This window comes from Methanoculleus sp. UBA291, from assembly GCF_002499755.1.
GTDB lineage: Archaea > Halobacteriota > Methanomicrobia > Methanomicrobiales > Methanoculleaceae > Methanoculleus > Methanoculleus palmolei.
In genome coordinates this window covers 25,571-40,321 of the sequence record NZ_DANC01000002.1, presented here as the reverse complement: position 1 = coordinate 40,321, position 14,751 = coordinate 25,571, and the positions used below count along the sequence as shown (strand labels likewise).

At 60.2% G+C, this 14,751-nt stretch carries 13 protein-coding genes and 1 pseudogene; 7 read left to right on the top strand and 7 right to left on the bottom strand.

Annotated features, from left to right (window positions below; translation table 11 throughout):
• Positions 1-201 precede the first annotated feature (201 nt).
• The 5 genes and pseudogenes from BP737_RS00235 to BP737_RS00215 all read left to right on the top strand — a co-directional run.
• Positions 202-417, top strand: a pseudogene (locus BP737_RS00235) (PKD domain-containing protein); the annotation flags it as partial.
• A gap of 24 nt (positions 418-441) precedes the next feature.
• Positions 442-1,068, top strand: a complete 627-nt coding sequence (locus tag BP737_RS00230) for a hypothetical protein (protein ID WP_342685805.1) — start codon at positions 442-444, stop codon at positions 1,066-1,068.
• A gap of 27 nt (positions 1,069-1,095) precedes the next feature.
• Positions 1,096-2,058 carry an RDD family protein gene (locus BP737_RS00225; protein ID WP_292406270.1) on the top strand — a complete coding sequence of 321 codons (963 nt, stop codon included), beginning with the start codon at positions 1,096-1,098 and terminating at the stop codon, positions 2,056-2,058.
• 182 nt (positions 2,059-2,240) lie between these two features.
• Positions 2,241-3,884: a dihydroxy-acid dehydratase gene (gene ilvD / locus BP737_RS00220; protein ID WP_292406267.1), complete on the top strand. Its 1,644-nt coding sequence runs from the start codon at positions 2,241-2,243 to the stop codon at positions 3,882-3,884.
• Between the two features lie 346 nt (positions 3,885-4,230).
• The gene (locus BP737_RS00215) at positions 4,231-4,812 is read left to right on the top strand and encodes a carbonic anhydrase (protein WP_292406265.1); all 582 of its coding nucleotides are present in this window, start codon (positions 4,231-4,233) and stop codon (positions 4,810-4,812) included.
• Here BP737_RS00215 and BP737_RS00210 read toward each other — a convergent pair.
• Together BP737_RS00210 and BP737_RS00205 are read right to left on the bottom strand one after the other, a co-directional pair.
• Positions 4,809-5,153, bottom strand: coding sequence for a hypothetical protein (locus BP737_RS00210; RefSeq protein WP_292406262.1), 345 nt, complete (start codon positions 5,151-5,153; stop codon positions 4,809-4,811). The genes BP737_RS00215 and BP737_RS00210 overlap by 4 nt on opposite strands.
• Before the next feature lie 3 nt (positions 5,154-5,156).
• A complete protein-coding gene (locus BP737_RS00205) occupies positions 5,157-6,038 on the bottom strand; it encodes a flavodoxin family protein (RefSeq protein WP_292406259.1) in 882 nt (293 codons plus the stop codon).
• Between the two features lie 164 nt (positions 6,039-6,202).
• Here BP737_RS00205 and carA point away from each other — a divergent pair, with 164 nt between their 5' ends.
• Entirely contained in the window at positions 6,203-7,258 is a 1,056-nt protein-coding gene (carA, locus tag BP737_RS00200) for a glutamine-hydrolyzing carbamoyl-phosphate synthase small subunit (RefSeq protein WP_292409085.1), read from the top strand.
• Positions 7,258-10,428, top strand: coding sequence for a carbamoyl-phosphate synthase large subunit (carB, locus tag BP737_RS00195; RefSeq protein ID WP_292409083.1), 3,171 nt, complete (start codon positions 7,258-7,260; stop codon positions 10,426-10,428). The genes carA and carB overlap by 1 nt, the downstream gene beginning before the upstream one ends.
• Before the next feature lie 170 nt (positions 10,429-10,598).
• Here the strand turns inward: carB and BP737_RS14735 are convergent, their stop codons facing one another.
• From BP737_RS14735 to BP737_RS00180, 5 genes are all read right to left on the bottom strand, one after another.
• On the bottom strand, positions 10,599-10,742 hold the full coding sequence (locus BP737_RS14735; protein WP_394339218.1) for a zinc ribbon domain-containing protein: 144 nt from the start codon (positions 10,740-10,742) through the stop codon (positions 10,599-10,601).
• A gap of 117 nt (positions 10,743-10,859) precedes the next feature.
• Positions 10,860-11,081, bottom strand: a complete 222-nt coding sequence (locus BP737_RS14730) for a helix-turn-helix domain-containing protein (protein ID WP_394339220.1) — start codon at positions 11,079-11,081, stop codon at positions 10,860-10,862.
• Between the two features lie 108 nt (positions 11,082-11,189).
• On the bottom strand, positions 11,190-12,065 hold the full coding sequence (locus BP737_RS00190; protein WP_292409081.1) for a glycine betaine ABC transporter substrate-binding protein: 876 nt from the start codon (positions 12,063-12,065) through the stop codon (positions 11,190-11,192).
• Between the two features lie 342 nt (positions 12,066-12,407).
• Complete coding sequence (locus BP737_RS00185) at positions 12,408-13,250, bottom strand: ABC transporter permease (protein ID WP_292409079.1); 843 nt, start codon at positions 13,248-13,250, stop codon at positions 12,408-12,410.
• Positions 13,237-14,496 (bottom strand): quaternary amine ABC transporter ATP-binding protein, encoded by a 1,260-nt coding sequence (locus BP737_RS00180; protein ID WP_292409077.1) that lies wholly within the window; start codon positions 14,494-14,496, stop codon positions 13,237-13,239. Before BP737_RS00180 ends, BP737_RS00185 begins: the two co-directional genes overlap by 14 nt.
• Between the last annotated feature and the right edge of the window lie 255 nt (positions 14,497-14,751).

The following is a 14,751-nucleotide window of genomic DNA, read 5'->3' as shown; positions in this document are numbered from 1 at the left end:
GCACTCACGCGACAATGCCTGAATCGCAGAATCGGGGACCTCGAAACCCTCCGGGTCGAGACAAAACACTGGGAAACAGACAGGAACACCCGGCAAAAAGAGGTAGATTGGCAGTTTACGACGGCGGAGGCAAGGGTGAAACTCAAGAGACTATACCCGCAAATTAAGATGAAATAGTCCACTAGTGTTCCTGTCCCCGTTGCAAACTTTACTGCGAATGTAACGAGCGGTCAGATACCTCTTGCGGTTTCTTTCACGGATAGTTCGTCAAACCTGCCTGACAGGTGGTATTGGGACTTCGGAGATGGCACCAACTCGACAATACAGAATCCAACTCATGTTTACACAGCAGCTGGCAACTATACAGTTAGCCTGAACGTCAGTAATGCCAATGGTAGTGATGTCAGAAGTTATTCAGATTATATTACCGCGATGCGGCCGGTGCAGAATCACGACATCGTTGTTATTTTGAAAGACAGCGAAGGAAACGGTTTGGTGGGCGGAGACGTATCCTACTATGCAAACGGCTGGAAAGCCTTCGGCACGACGGACTCCAACGGGACTGCAGCCATGGACCTCCTCCCTGGCACCTATACGTTCCGGATGAACTATGCAGGGGCATCGGAAAACCTGCAGCAGGACCTCAACGTCAACCCTACAGTGACGTTCCAGACCAGGAATGTATCTGTTTACCTTGTAGATAGCAACGGAGAGGCGCTCGATCCCGGTTTGGTCAAATATTATGCAAATGGCTGGAAATCATTCGGCGTGACATCGAATGGGACTGTTGCGAAGGAGTTGTTGCCAGGCCAGTTCACATTGAGTATGACGTATGCAGGAGGATCGACATCCAAAAGCCAGGATGTCTCCGTTAATCCTTCTATTACATTTCAGACAGGGCAGGTCGTCTCGTTATCCGGAAATTGCACCCATTACTATGCCGATGGCTGGAGAGCATTTACTCAGGGGATCGAATTAATTCCTGGTCATTACGAATTCCGCTATACCAATGGTCTCCCTGGTGCGGGTTACGACATTTTTTCAGGAGCTGTGAACACAATCCAATAATGATTTTTCACGACATGTGGCAAGGAGATGGAACCGCACAGAATTTTCAGAAAAAAGGTGAGAGTTGAAATGGGATCGGATGGAAACGGTGAAGGGAGCCGCGCAGGGTTTATCGATCGGCTCCTAGCGTTTATTCTCGATATGATTATCGTTTACGGGATCAGTCTCCCCGTGATCACAATTCTGGTGCCGATCGTATATCCTCTCTTCCCCGGTCTCTTCGCCATATTGATAACTCCGTTTCCATCGATGCTTTTGAATGTCCTGTTTCAGTGGATTGAAATCCTCCTTGTCATCCTCTGCTGCTATAGTGCAATTCTGGAGGGTTCTTCCTTTCGGGGAACGTCCGGGAAAATGTTCTTCGGTCTGTCGGTCACCGATAGTTCAGGCAACCGGATATCACGCGCCAGGGCCTGCATCAGGGGACTGGCAAAGATCCCTTCATTTTTAGCGCTCGGCATCGGCTGCTTCGTCATTCTGTTTACGAAGAACAAGCAGGGACTGCATGATATTCTTGCGGGAACGTACGTGACCCATATTCCGGAAAAAGAAGCTCGTCCGAATGCCAGAACAATTGCAGTCGCTGTGGTGGTCTTTACCTGTATATTCATAGCATGTTTTCCGGTCATATTTATGGGCGTATTGCCGGCAGTGGTAAAAATAACCGATCCCGACTTCGGAAAGACCACCATACAGGGGGATGCCGATGTATCGGTGAATAAGATCAGCGACGATCGGATCGATGTGGTATTTTCAGGCGGATCGGATGCGGAGTACTGTACGAACCTGCACGTCGTTGTCACCGACGATTCCGGCACTACGAAGGATTACTGGCTGGTGGCGTCGCAGTTTAACACCCATCCGATCCCTCTCAATTCCAGTCTCGTCATCAACGGTTCGTTTCACGGAACGACCCGCGTTATGGTGTATGTCTTTTTTACCGAGGGAGCATCGACACTGTCAAACCTGGTATTCGACCGGAGGCTGTAAAACTGCGATTTAGCATATATTCGCGTTCCCCGATTCGCAGCGCTCCCGGAGAACGGGCGAACAACCGGCAGGCGCCGGTCAGTTCACCCCCCGTGCCCTGCCGACGACGCCCGCACCGATCTAGTGCAGAGAGATCTTATACGGGCGCACGTCTCACGTAACTCTCAACGGAATGATAGCAAATGCGGAGTGAGACGGTTAAGAAAGGCTACCAGCGTGCCCCGAACCGGGCGCTGCTCAGGTCGCTCGGCGTGACCGACCGGGAGATGGACCAGCCCTTCATCGGTATAGCGAACGCGTACAACACCATCGTCCCCGGGCACATCCACCTCCGGTCCCTCTCGCAGAAGGTGCAGGAAGGCGTCGCGGCCGCAGGCGGCGTGGCGTTCGAGTTCGGGACCATCGGGATCTGCGACGGGATCGCGATGGGCCACGAGGGGATGCGCTACTCCCTCCCCTCCCGGGAGAACATCGCCGACTCCATCGAGTTGATGGTCGAAGCGCACCGGTTCGACGGTCTGGTCTGCATCGGCACCTGCGACAAGATCGTCCCGGGGATGCTCATGGCGGCAGTGCGGTGCAACATCCCGACGATCGTCGTCACCGGCGGCCCGATGCTCCCCGGCTACGCGGCGGGCCGCGAACTCTCCCTGATCGACGTCTTCGAGGGTGTGGGCCGCGTCGCCGCCGGCACGATGAGCGAAGCGGAACTCGGGGAACTGGAGTGCGCCGCGATGCCCGGGTGCGGGAGCTGCCAGGGACTCTACACCGCAAACACCATGGCGTGCGTAACCGAGGCGCTGGGCCTCTCCCTCCCCGGGTGCGCCGCCATCCCTGCGGTCGACGCGGCAAAACTCCGTATAGCCCGGGAGAGCGGGGAGCGAGCCGTAGGTCTCGTCCGTGAGGGGGTCCGCCCGCGGGATATCGTCACCCCGACAAGCCTCGCAAACGCGATAAGGGTGGACATGGCGCTCGGAGGGTCGACGAACACGGTGCTCCACCTGATGGCCGTCGCCCGGGAGGCGGGTGTCCCCCTCGACCTTGCGACCTTCAACGCCGTCGCCGAAGAGACCCCGCACATCTGCCATATGCAGCCCGGCGGACCGCACTCGATGCTCGCCCTCCACCGGGCAGGAGGCATCCCCGCGGTCCTCGCGATGCTTGAGCGCTACCTTGACGACGCCCCGACGGTATCGGGCCGCTCGATCCTTGAGATCGCGAGAGACGCACGGGTCGCCGACCCGGACGTGATCCGGACGGCCGACGCCCCGGTCAGCCCCGCCGGCGGCCTGAAAATCGTGCGCGGCTCCCTCGCCCCCGACGGCGCCGTCGTCAAGTGCGCCGCGGTCCCGGCGGCGATGTGGCGGCACCGGGGTCCGGCACGGGTCTTCGACGGGGAAGCAGACGCGATGAAAGCGCTCCTCAACCGCGAGGTCGAAGAAGGCGACGTCGTCGTGATCCGCTACGAAGGGCCCCGGGGAGGGCCCGGGATGCCCGAGATGCTCTCGCCGACATCGGCACTGATGGGCCTCGGCTACACCAGGGTCGCCCTGGTGACCGACGGGCGTTTCTCGGGCGGCACCCGGGGGCCGTGCATCGGGCATGTCGCCCCCGAGGCCGCGGTCGGCGGACCGATCGCCCTCGTGGAGGACGGCGACGAGATCGTGGTCGACCTTTACGCCAAACGCCTCGACCTCGCCGTCGACCCGGCGACCCTGGAGGAGCGGCGGCGGGGCTGGAAGCCTCCGGTGCGCCTCCTGGCGGGCGTGCTCGCCCGATACGCGGAGACCGTCGAGCAGGCAAACCTCGGCGCCGTCCTGAGGTGACCCCTTTTTTCCAACCGCCGGAACCTGCCCCTCTCACGGGGGAGCGCATACTCCCCACCGAAGGTAGGGGTCCCGGCCAGGGGACATCTCGTTAATAGATCGATAAAGTTAACCAGATTTTATCGGGCCACGTGACGCATCCAATACCCCGCACCCCCGCTCAGGGCATTATCGTACAGGGATGCTGCGACGCATCCGGCACCATAACGGGCTGGAACGCCTTTCTCTTTTCCGATTCGCTATCCCGCAACATCCAGCTGTATATATTTTTAAACCCCTGAACGCAACCCCACTTTCAGGCGCACCCGTCCCGAACGGTCGCCCGCAATCGCCTACGGAGTTTATGATGATAGAAAAATTTCTTGAGGGGAACAAACGCTTCCGGGAGGAAGATTTTGCAAAGGACCCTGAACATTACGGCCCGCTTGCGTCAAGTCAGCACCCGGTGGTTCTCTGGATAGGGTGCTCCGACTCGCGTGTGGACCCGGAGCGCATCACCGGTGCAAAGGCCGGGGAGATCTTCGTCCAGCGCAACATCGGCAACATCGTCCCGGTTCACGACTGGAACTTCGCGACCGTGCTTGAATACGCGCTCAACCACCTCAAGGTCGGGGATATCGTCATCTGCGGGCACTCGGACTGCGGCGCCATAAAGGGCCTCGATCACGAGAGCACGGATGCATACGTCCCGCTCTGGCTCAACAACGCAATGGAGGCGAAACGCCGCATTGATACCCGGGTCCCGGTGCCGAAAACCCCCGAGGAAGAGAAGATACGGCGGCGGCTCATCGAGATCGAGAACGTCGGCCTGCAGCTTGAGCACCTCCGCACCTACCCGCCGGTCAAGGCTGCAGAAAAAGAAGGGCAGGTCCGGCTCCATGGCCTGTACTTCGACCTTGCAACCGGAGAATTGAAGAAAATAATCTAGGATTCTTCCAGAGCATAATCGATCTCTTCTTTTATCAGGTCAAGCGAGACCCTCCCGATCGATGTAAGTCTGCCGTTGACGAGGACGATCGGGATCGGAGGGTGACGCTCCTCGATGATCTTCCTGATATGGTCGGGCACCTCCTCGTCGATCAGGGTCGTCCTCACCTCGACCTTATCGCCGTATACGGCGAGCAACTCGTCGCGCAGGGCGCCGATGGCGTCCATCAGGCTATTCGAAGGATAGCATGTCTCAAGGCCGCATGACCTCGTTTCGTCGCAGGGGAACGGACCGCATTCCGATTCTTCAAGGCCGACAATCTCAACAGTCACTTCTGCCATGCATCATCGATGGGAGAGTCGGGATATATTATCCTTCGTCTCCAGAAGCACCGTGCGCACCGCCGCCCGGACGTTGTCTTCGCACCCCTCAATCGTCCCGACATCCCGCGCCCGGTCAAGACCGCCGATCAGCACCGGCCGGGCAGGGCGGATGCCCAGGTTCTCCATGAACATCTCGACCACGCAGGTTACGCAGGCAAACGGCCCCGCTCCCGACCGGCCCGCGACCGCGACGAGCAGGCCCCGGGCGTGCACTTCCTTTCCCAGCACCTTCTCCCGGGCGTGAAGCCACTGGCAGCGGTCCATCACCGCTTTCAGGCCTGCCGGAACGGTCCCGGTATAGACCGGGGTGCAGACGACGAGGACAGAAGCGGATTCAAGGGCCCGGATGACCCCGGGCATATCGTCGTCCACCGGGCAGTAACCGTCGTTATAGCAGGCGTAGCAGCCGATACACGCCCGGATATCCATCTCCTGCAGGAAGAAGACCCGGGAGGAAAAGCCAGTCCGGGCCGCCTCGTCGTCGCACCACGCCGCAATCTTCGCGGAGTTCCCGAACCGCCGCGGGCTCCCCTGGAGGATGACGACATCGGCCGGGCCGCCGCCCGGGAGCGGGCGGGTAAAGAGGCGGGGGCGGATGTAGGTCCCGGACCGGGACGCCACGTCGTGCGCGAGCCGGGAGAAGACGATCTCCGCCACCTTCCGGGCGTCGAAAAGGGAGCCCGGGGGCACCTCGTAAGAGTTGACGGCGTAGGTGTAGACCATTTCGGTGCCGCGGAGGACCTCGACCCTGTACCGGACCATGCCCGGATAGATGGTTCCCAGGTCATCGAAAACGAGCCTGACGGTAAACGTCCCGTCAGGCGTCTCAATCAATCGGATCATCTCTGCCGCGCCCTCACCCCGCGCGTCACCTGGCGCTCAGCCGCCTTCAATATTTCGGGTTGACAAAGCCTGCTTTTCCGGAGTTTTCGGCAGGGTTACAGAGGCAAACGCGCGGTCCGTCATTACCGTTAATAAGGAATCTGATCCACATGATATGGTAATTCATGAAGGCGGTTCTGGGTCTTGAAGACGGAACATTTGTTGTAGGGGATGGTTTTGGCGTTGAAGGGACCTGTTCCGGCGAACTCGTCTTTTCCACGCAGATGACCGGTTACATGGAGGCATTGACGGACCCCAGTTATGCCGGGCAGATTTTGATGTTCACGTATCCTCTCATCGGAAACTATGGTGTAGACCTGAAAAATTTTGAGAGTCCAAAGGTGCACGCGCAAGGTTGTGTCGTGCGCGAGGTCTCCCGCACACCCACGACGCAACCCTCGGTTGCAGACTTTTTTGAAGAAAACGGTCTTTTCGGGATATCGGGCGTCGATACGCGCAGCCTGACGATAAAAACCCGGACGGTCGGAACGCTCCGGGCATCCCTCATCGTCGGCACCACCGACGGAGAAGAAGCGGTCAGACGCGCCCGGGCGGTCACCCCGATCACCGGCACTGACCTTATCGGGAACGTCTCCTGCACTGAGCCCTACCGGATCAGCGGGCCCGGAAAAAGGATAGCCGTCATCGACCTCGGCGTCAAACGGCACATTCTCGAAAGCCTCAGCCACCGTGGAGCCGATATCCATGTCTTCCCGCACACCGCCACGCCGGACGACGTGATGGCGGCAGAGCCCGACGCACTCTTCGTCACCAACGGCCCCGGCGACCCGAGGAGGGCGACCCATGCCATCCGGTGCGTCCGGGACCTCGCCGGCGAGATGCCGGTTATCGGCATCTGCATGGGCATTCAGGTAGCCGCCCTCGCGCTCGGCGCCGAGACCTACAAGATGAAGTTCGGCCACCGGGGAACGAACCAGCCGGTCCGCTACCGGGACGGGAGCATCTACATCACGACACAGAACCACGGTTTTGCGGTAGACGAAGAAACCCTGCCCGAGGGGTGCGTCGTCTCGTACCGGAACGTAAACGACGGGACGGTCGAGGGATTCGACAACGGAGACCTCAACATAACCTGCGTCCAGTTCCACCCGGAGGCGCACGGCGGCCCCCGGGATACGGAGATGCACTTCTTTGACCGTATCTATAAGGAGATCCCATAATGCCGAAGAAATCTTACATCAAGAAGGTCCTCATCATCGGTTCCGGGCCCATCCAGATCGGGCAGGCCGCTGAGTTCGACTTTTCAGGATCGCAGGCCTGTCGTGCCCTCCGGGAAGAGGGTGTCGAGGTCGTCCTCGTCAACTCGAACCCCGCGACGATCCAGACCGACCCCGATACCGCGGACATCATCTACATCGAGCCCCTGAAAGCCGAGATCATTGCAAAGATCATCAGGAAGGAGAAGCCGGACGGTATCCTGAGCGGCATGGGCGGCCAGACCGGCCTCAATATGACGGCGGAACTCGCGGAGATGGGTGCGCTGGAGGGCGTGGAGATCCTCGGCACCCCGCTTGAGGCGATCTACCGGGGAGAAGACCGGGAGCAGTTCCGGGACCTGATGAACGCCATCGGCGAGCCCGTCCCCCGGAGCATGATCCTCGAGAACATGAATCAGATCGACGAGGCGATCCGGGAGGTCGGCCTCCCGGTGATCATCCGGCCGGCGTATACCCTGGGCGGTTCGGGTGGCGGCGTGGCGCATACGCCCGAAGAGATGCGGCGGATCATCGAGATCGGTCTTGCCCGCTCCCGTATTCATCAGGTGCTGGTCGAGGAGAGCGTCGCAGGGTGGAAAGAGATCGAGTTCGAGGTGATGCGGGACGCGTCCGACACCTGCATCATCGTCTGCGGTATGGAGAACGTCGACCCGATGGGCATCCACACCGGCGAGAGCGTCGTCGTTGCGCCCATCCTCACCCTGCGGGACGACGAGTTCCAGACGCTCCGGAGCGCTGCGATAAGGATCATCCGTGCGCTCGGCGTCCAGGGCGGGTGCAACATCCAGTTCGCCTACAAGGACGGCGACTACCGGGTCATCGAGGTGAACCCCCGGGTCTCCCGCTCCTCCGCACTCGCGTCCAAGGCGACCGGCTACCCGATAGCCCGGGTGGCGGCAAAAATTGCAATCGGGCTCCGGCTCGATGAGATCATGAACACCGTGACCGGCGTCACTCCGGCCTCGTTCGAGCCCGCCATCGACTACGTGGTGGTGAAGGTGCCGCGGTGGCCTTTCGACAAGTTCAAATCCGCAGACCGGACGCTCACCACGGCGATGAAGAGCACCGGCGAGGTGATGGCAATCGGGCGGACGGTCGAGGAGGCGTTCAAGAAAGCGCTCCGGTCGCTCGATAACGATATGCAGCGACACACGAACCCGAACGAGATCAGGATGATCCTCACGTCCCCGACGGACGAGCGGTTCGGGTGCCTCTTCGACGCCTTCCGGGAGGGGTTCACGGTCAAGGAGGTTGCCGAACTCACGGCCATCACGCCGTTCTTCCTTGAGAAGATCAAGGATGTCGTGGACCTGGAACGGAAACTCGGGACCGCCTTTGCGCCGGGAGACGTCATGGCCGCAAAGCGCTACGGCTTCTCGAACGAGGAACTGCAGACGCTGACGGGAAGATCGGCCGATGAGATCGAGGCCCTCTCCGGGACGCCGACCTACAAGATGGTGGATACCTGCGCCGCAGAGTTCCCGGCCACCACGCCCTACTTTTACTCAACCTGGGAGGATGGGTGCGAGCTCTCCCGGGACGGCGCCAAGAAAGTCCTGATCCTCGGTTCCGGGCCGATCCGGATCGGGCAGGGGATCGAGTTCGACTACTGCACCGTCCATGCGGTGATGGCGCTCCGCGAGGAGGAGGGGATCGAGGTCCATATCGTCAACAACAATCCCGAGACGGTCTCGACCGATGCCGACACCTCCGACCGGCTCTTCTTCGAGCCGATGCAACTTGAGGACGTCACGAACATCCTCAGGAAGGACGACTACTACGGCGTCATGGTCCAATTCGGCGGCCAGAACTCGGTGAACCTGGCCGTGCCCCTGGAGGCGGAGATCAAGCGTCTCGGCCTGCCGACGAAGATCCTCGGTACGTCTCCCGACGCCATGGACGTGGCTGAAGACCGCGACCGGTTCAGCAGGCTTCTTTCCCGGCTCGGCATCCCGAGCCCGTCGAACTCCTCCGCCCATTCGGAGGAAGAGGCGCGGGAGAAAGCCAGGGAGATCGGCTACCCGGTGCTGGTCCGACCGTCCTACGTCCTCGGCGGACGGGCGATGGAACTCGTTCACGACGAGACCGAACTGGAAAGTTACATCAAAGAGGCCGTCCGGGTGAGCAGGAAACACCCGGTGCTGATCGACTCGTTCCTCCAGAGCGCGGTCGAGATCGATGTCGACGCGGTCTCGGACGGGACGGACGTCCTGATCGGCGGGATCATGGAGCATATCGAGTGGGCCGGAGTCCACTCCGGCGACTCGGCCTGCGTCATCCCGTCGCAGTCTCTCTCGCCCTCGGTTATCGCGCGGGTGCGCGATTACACGAAGAAGATCGCTCTCGGCCTCGGAGTTGTGGGGCTGATCAACATTCAGTATGCCGTCCGAAACGACGTCGTCTACGTCCTGGAGGCGAACCCGCGTGCGAGCCGGACCGTGCCGTTCGTCGCGAAGGCGACCGGCATCGCGCTCGCGAAGATCGCGGCGAAGGTGATGGTCGGCAGGAAAATCGCCGACATGGATGTTGCCGAGCGGGAGATCGGGCACGTCGCGGTGAAAGAGGTGCTCCTCCCGTTCAATAAACTCCCCGGCGTGGACACCGTGCTCGGGCCGGAGATGAAGAGCACCGGCGAGGTGATGGGCATCGACTACGACTTCGGCCGTGCCTACTATAAGGCAAGCACCGCCGCAGACAACACCCTGCCGACGACCGGAAACATCTTCATATCGGTGACGGACGAGCAGAAGGAAGAGCTCCTGCCGATTGCACAAAAACTCCGGGAACTCGGTCTCTCGCTCTACGGCACGAGCGGGACGGTCGACTACCTCACCCAGAACGGCATCGAGGCGAACCTGGTGCGAAAGGTCCAGGAAGGGTCCCCGAACGTCATCGACATCATGCGTTCCGGAGGGATTCAGTTGATTATCAACACCCCGGCGGACAAGGCGTCCCGGCAAGACCACATCCAGATCATGCGGGCCGCCGTCGATTACGGCATTCCCTACATCACCACGCTCCAGGCCGCCCGGGCGGCAGCGATGGCGATCGCTGCCATCAAGCGCGAGGAGATCACCCTCGAACCGCTCCAGCACTACATCGGGGCTGCGTGAACTACCCCACCCTAACGGGTGGGGCTTCCTGCGAGTATCCTTGGATCATAGGGATCTTCGGACCTGTTTGTCGCAGATTACCGGCGAACTGCCGATAGCCCGTCCACAGGGCATGTTGTGATAGGAACTGCACCATGATGTTGACCGCACTGTTCCGGTCTCTGTCGATGCTAGTTCCCGCATTCACAGTCCATAACTCGTTTCCGGAGCGGCATATCGTGAACCGCTCCGCAGACACAGCAGGTCTTCGTCGTGTCCCGTTCATCGATTGGTATTACTCTCTTACCTGCAAGAGCTGCCTTGTAGGTTACCAATCCAATGAACCGTGAGAGGTGGCCCGCGTTCCGGGCGGAGCGGTTGAGTCCGGGAGTGGCCTGCTGAACATACCCGATATACTGCGTATCGGGCCGCTCCTTGTTCTCTTGATAGTTCTAGTTTCGCTCGGCAAGAGCAAAGTTGTAGAGTAACCGGCACTTCTCGGAGAGATGCCAGAGCACATCGGCCTGAACGGGTGTGACCGGAATCTTGATCTTTGTGGCATGTGCATCGGAAACTCTCCTGCAGGTTCTCTCGTGAAGGATATGCGGTTCTTTGTCATAAAGAAGAGCCGTGCGCGGGGTGAAAGTGAACGAACGACAGGACACCGCTCCCATCCCCCAGCTTGCGCAGGGAGTCTTCCCGCTCTGCCCCGAGAGCCCCCCGCATAACCTTTTTGTTCGGGCGGCGGCCGCCGCCGGCAAACCCGTGGGAAAAAGAGTGGTTCAGGCTTCTCCGAGCCAGGCCCTGACCTTCTCGGGGTTGGCGGCGATCCATGCCTTCGCAGCCTCCTCTTCGGGCATGCCGTTCTCGATATCGGTCATGACCGATGAGATGTCTTCACCGGTCCACTCAAACCGGGTCAGGATGCCGTAGGCCTCCGGGTCGTCGGTCGCGAGATCCGCCCGTGCGAGAGTCACGATATCCTCGGCCCCGCCGTAGACGCCACGGGGGTCTTCGAGGAACTTGAGATCGTAGCGGCCGAACTTCCAGTGCGGCGACCATCCCGTCACCACGACCCAGTCCTCGTGGTTGATGGCGGATGCGAGTTCCGCTGCCATTCCAGCGCTGCTGCTTGCAACCAGGTCGTAATCGAGGTCATACTCCTCGATAGCCTGCTCGGTCCGGGTCATGATTCCGGCCCCCGGCTCGATGCCGACGATCCTGCCGCCGAACCGGTCGGCGACGCCGTTCATCTCCTCAATCGAGTCGATAGTCACGTAGGTGGGGACCACGAGTCCGATACGCGCCGCCCCGGGGATATTTTTATTGACGTAATCGATCTGGTCGCCGTACTGCTCCCAGTAGTGTTCATGCGTGTGCGGGAGCCAGCCGGTCGTCGTGAAGTCGACATCGCCGCGGGCAAGCGCCTGGAAGAGCGGTCCTGCGTCGACCGCAACCAGGGTGACCTCGTATCCGGCCTCCTCAAAGACCTGCTTCATCACGTTGGTGCTGGCGATGGCGCAGTCCCAGGTGACGTAGCCGATGCTGATCGTCTTTGCGGGTTCGGTTCCTTGCGTACCGATGCAGCCGGCAGAGAAGAGGCAGAGCGCTATAACGATACCTACCGGTATGAGGGGGTTTCCATTCTGTCGAATCATCTGTTCACCTTGTCGTTTTGCCGCGAGATCGCGGTAAATGGCATTCAGAGCCCGGCTATGTGGGGTTCCGGGCTCTCACAAACTGTCCGGGACGCCACATGAGGGATCAGACCGGACATCGGGCAGAGGCGGCGGTATATGCCGCTCCTGGCGTGTTTGCACCCCAGGGCAAAAGGGTCAGATATTGACCGCTTCAACATGGGTCCCAACATTATTTATGGTTTACGGACCCTGTTTGGCAAACAGAGCCTTAAATGGACCAGATTTTAAAGGACCTGCAATTTCCTCTGTACGCCGGCTTTTCGCTATGTACAGGGCTGACCGGCCCGGGACCCGGAGGGGTCACTGGCTCTCGTGCTGCGGCACAATGTTTTGCGTTATTCGGTCCAGAATGATCGCGATGATCACAATGGCAAGCCCGGCCTCAAATCCCATGCCGATATCCACCCGCTGGATGCCCACAAGCACCTGGTAACCGAGCCCCCCCGCCCCGATCATCGATGCGATGACGGTCATCGAGAGGGCGAGCATGATACACTGGTTCACCCCCGCCATGATGGTGGGAAGGGCGACCGGGATCTGCACTTTGAACAGTTTCTGGCGGGGCGTGGCGCCGAAAGCGTCCGCCACCTCGATCAACTCCCGGGGCACCTGCCGGATCCCGAGATTGGTGAGGCGCAGCGCCGGCGGCATCGCAAAGACGACCGTTGCAATGATGCCCGGAACGCTCCCGAGCCCGAAGAAGATCACCGCCGGGATGAGGTAAACAAACGAGGGCATGGTCTGCATGAAATCGAGGACGGGCCGGAGAGCGGCGTTCAGCGGCTCGCTGCCCGCGGCGCCGATCCCGACCGGGATCGCTACTGCGAGCGCGAGAATGGTCGAGACGGTGACGAGTGCAAGGGTGAGCATTGCGGGGTCCCAGAGCCCGAGGCTCCAGACCAGCAGCAGGCCAAGCGCGGTGAACACCGCCAGTCCGGCGTTGTGCCGGGTGACGAACCAGACCAGCATGCTCGCGAGGAAGACCAGGACAGGTGCCGGGACGGCGAACAGGATATCCTGAAACCCGTCCACAAGGAACTGCAGTCCTTCACCGAAGCCGTCAAGCAGCCAGCCGAGGTGTTTCTCGATCCAGGCCACGAGCACCTCGACGGCCTCCCCCACGGGAAGTTCAGGCGGTTGCATGGTTCCCCCCCTCTTTTCGCGCCAGAGCGGCGAGGATGGCGCCGCGTGAGATCACTCCCTCGAGCCTGCCTGTATCGTCCGTCACCGCCACCGGATAGGGGCTCTCGACGATCAGCGCGATGATATCGCCAAGCGACGCATCGGGGGGAACCGTCGAGACGTCGGTGAGGAGGATATCCGCCATCTCTTTTCCCTCCCTGACGGCACCTGCAGCGTCGTCGAGCGTCACCAGCCCGCGGAGCAGGCGCTGGCGGGTGACCACGAATATCCGGGTAATATCGTACTCCTCCATGAGGTGCAGGGCCACCCTCGGTCCCGCGGTGCACCGGGCAACCGGCTCGGGGCGGCGCATCACGTCGCTTGCCGAGAGGACCCGTGTCAGGTCCACGTCGGCGACGAACTTTTCGACGTAGGCGTTTTTCGGGTTCGTCAGGATCTCCTCCGGCGTGCCGATCTGCACGATCTCACCGTCCTTCATCAGGGCGATGCGGTCGCCGAGTTTTAAGGCTTCGTCGAGGTCGTGGGTGACGAAGATGATCGTCTTACCGAGCCGCTGCTGGAGGTCCAGCAGCTCGTCCTGCATCTCCCTCCTGATGAGCGGATCGAGAGCGCTGAACGCCTCGTCCATCAGGAGCACTTCCAGATCGCTCGTGAGCGCACGGGCAAGTCCGACCCGCTGCTTCATGCCTCCGGAAAGGTGGGAGGGCATGCTCGCCCCGTAACCGTCGAGCCCCACCATCCTGAGCATCTCTTCGGCTTTTTTGCGGCGTTCCGCCTCCGGGACGCCCTGGATCTCAAGGCCGAAGGCGACGTTCTCGAGGACCGTCCGGTGAGGGAGAAGGGCAAAGTTCTGAAAGATCATGCCCAGTTTGCGCCTCCGGATCGCCCGCAGTTCCTCATGGCTCATTCTGACGACATCTTCGCCGTCGATCCGTATTTCACCCTCGGTTGGGTCGATAAGCCGGTTAATGCAGCGCAAAAGCGTCGATTTTCCGCTCCCGGAAAGTCCCATCAGGACGAAGGTCTCCCCCGGCATAACCTCGAAAGAGACGTTGTTGAGGGCGAGTGTCGCGCCGATTTTTTCATGGATCTCCTGCTTTGAGCAGCCGGAACGACGAAGGTCCAGCGCTTTCCCGGGGTCCGGTCCGAATACTTTTGTCAGACCTTTCACCCTGACGATCGGTTGTAATGATGTTACGTTTTCTACGGGCAACTTCTCAAAAATAACAGAACCCTCCAGCGTCACGATTTCTATTTTATCTGTTTTATAATTACTGTTTTTGAAAAAAGGCAGATATTGTGGGCAATTTTTGTTTTTCCGACATTTTGCAATGCTTTCAGGGATAGATGCGACTTGTGCCGCTTATCCTGTAATTTATCGTCAATTCGCCGATTATGCCCCGTATGCTGCCCATTTTTTCGGCTTTGTTGAAACCCCGCTCCGGTCCCCTCCTCCCGGCCTGTCACTGCGCACTGAAGGAGGCCGGCATCGTGCGGCCCC

Bases quoted from the DNA above. Each gene is read 5' to 3' on its own strand.
- BP737_RS00225 (WP_292406270.1), top strand. From the start codon at position 1,096: ATGGAACCGCACAGAATTTTCAGAAAAAAGGTGAGAGTTGAAATGGGA.
- ilvD (WP_292406267.1), top strand. From the start codon at position 2,241: ATGCGGAGTGAGACGGTTAAGAAAGGCTACCAGCGTGCCCCGAACCGG.
- BP737_RS00215 (WP_292406265.1), top strand. From the start codon at position 4,231: ATGATAGAAAAATTTCTTGAGGGGAACAAACGCTTCCGGGAGGAAGAT.
- BP737_RS00210 (WP_292406262.1), bottom strand. From the start codon at position 5,153: ATGGCAGAAGTGACTGTTGAGATTGTCGGCCTTGAAGAATCGGAATGC.
- BP737_RS00205 (WP_292406259.1), bottom strand. From the start codon at position 6,038: ATGATCCGATTGATTGAGACGCCTGACGGGACGTTTACCGTCAGGCTC.
- carA (WP_292409085.1), top strand. From the start codon at position 6,203: ATGAAGGCGGTTCTGGGTCTTGAAGACGGAACATTTGTTGTAGGGGAT.
- carB (WP_292409083.1), top strand. From the start codon at position 7,258: ATGCCGAAGAAATCTTACATCAAGAAGGTCCTCATCATCGGTTCCGGG.
- BP737_RS14730 (WP_394339220.1), bottom strand. From the start codon at position 11,081: ATGGGAGCGGTGTCCTGTCGTTCGTTCACTTTCACCCCGCGCACGGCT.
- BP737_RS00190 (WP_292409081.1), bottom strand. From the start codon at position 12,065: ATGATTCGACAGAATGGAAACCCCCTCATACCGGTAGGTATCGTTATA.
- BP737_RS00185 (WP_292409079.1), bottom strand. From the start codon at position 13,250: ATGCAACCGCCTGAACTTCCCGTGGGGGAGGCCGTCGAGGTGCTCGTG.